Source organism: Pseudomonas sp. BAV 4579 (assembly GCF_009765395.1).
Taxonomy (GTDB): domain Bacteria; phylum Pseudomonadota; class Gammaproteobacteria; order Pseudomonadales; family Pseudomonadaceae; genus Chryseomonas; species Chryseomonas aestiva.
Genome location: NZ_WHOV01000246.1, coordinates 1 through 1,587, shown reverse-complemented (window position 1 = coordinate 1,587; position 1,587 = coordinate 1). Strand labels below are relative to the sequence as shown.

General features: G+C 62.6%; 1 protein-coding gene and 2 pseudogenes. All 3 read right to left on the bottom strand.

The window, feature by feature from the left end:
• Positions 1-345 (bottom strand): annotated as a pseudogene (locus tag GSQ95_RS25735) (DNA helicase); the annotation flags it as partial.
• A gap of 106 nt (positions 346-451) precedes the next feature.
• On the bottom strand, positions 452-1,198 hold the full coding sequence (locus GSQ95_RS25730; RefSeq protein WP_158894434.1) for a TIGR03747 family integrating conjugative element membrane protein: 747 nt from the start codon (positions 1,196-1,198) through the stop codon (positions 452-454).
• Between the two features lie 40 nt (positions 1,199-1,238).
• Positions 1,239-1,587 (bottom strand): annotated as a pseudogene (locus GSQ95_RS25725) (conjugative coupling factor TraD, PFGI-1 class); the annotation flags it as partial.

The window sequence follows — 1,587 nt, the reverse complement described above, 5'->3', positions numbered from 1 at the left end:
GTTGAGCGTATTGACGACGTCCCTGGCCAGCTCCCAGTCCTGGGTGTTCAGCACCCGGGCAACCTCAGTGATACGCAGGTTACCGGCCTGTTTGTGCTGGTACTGGGTGCCATAGACCGCATAAGCCAGGCCGTGGGCGGTCTTGCAGGTGACGTTGCGCGGAAAGCGATTCTTGGCCGCCATCTCCACCGACTTGTTGTAGCAGAGGTAAAGCATCTGTACGTCCGCGTGGGCATTGGCGTAGCCCACCAGGGTGGTGGTCTTGCCAGTACCGGCAAAGGCCTGGATCAGCAACTTGCGGGCGTTTGACGCGATGGCGGGGGCTTGTTCAGAGGTCCACTGCATGGGTCTCTCCAGATTCGCTGGGACAGATTTTCAATACCACCCCTACATTTTGATGTCGGAGCAAAGCGCTCTGTGGCCGGGCTGGGGCCACGAAGCACGCCGGTAGCTATAGGTATTTCTTGAAGGACGCGGTCGTAAGGTTCACCGACAAGGCCAGCAGCGCTGCACACGGCAACAGCACCAGGAGCGGGCTCACACTGATCGGCAAGGCGAGGTAGAGCGACCAGGGCAATAGGGCCAGCGGTAGCATCGTGCTGCGGGCCTTGTGGTAGAAGTAGCTCGACTCACGGCCTGCGCTGAACTTGCGAATGTCCCGCCGCACCAGGCCGTCGATGAAGCCGACCAGGGCGGCCATGGCGAAGAGCGGTACCGCCAGGGTCAGGATCACCAGGCGCACGCAGAACACCAGGATGGTGAAGAGAGCCGACAGACCGTAGGTCTGCACCGTCGTCACACTCTGCGCGGCCAGGTAGCGCACATCGAGCTCGCTCCGCGGGCCAGCCGTCGCCAGTTGTTGCATCCCGGTCAGCCACTGGACCAACCCGGTCTTCACGAACAGCCAGTCGTAGATCAGCCCTACCAGCCAGGTCGCTGTGTGCCCGGGCTCCTGGACCACGACGCTGGACAGGAAGCCTTGTGACAGCCAACCCAGCTCATGATCGAGCATGCCCTTGGCATGGTGCCAACCGGCCTCTGGCCAGAAGAAGTAGAGGCAGAGCCAGTCCACCAGGATCGCGCCGCCCAGGGACAGGAACATCACACCGATGAAGTGGAAGGGGAAGCTGAGCACCGACCCGATGAAGGTCTGCTCCTTAACCTGTTGCTGCTGGGCGCGCTGGGCGACGTCGGCCATTAGCGGCCTCCTATGGAGTGGTCGTGATCAAGGCCGGTGGTCATGCCGCATCCTCCGAACCCTGTGTCATCCTTTTGAAGTCGTCCTGCAGATCCAGCGGAAGATCATCCGCGACCTGGCGCTGCCCAGGGGCCTCCCACCACTCGCTGCCAGTGGCCTGACCCACCTGGTAGGCCTTGCGCATCTTCTCCGCGAGCTCCTGCAGGTCCTTGGGCATCGCTTCATCCGGATCCACCGCCGGCAGCGGCATCCGCACCTTCCATAAGTTGCCCCCCTCGATTAGCGCGTAGCACTGCCCTTTGGGCAGGCCCACCACATGGGCGGGCTCCAGCATAGGCACGCTGGTGGCGCTGAGCTGGTCATGGGTGTTGGAGGTGAAGGCGGTCTTG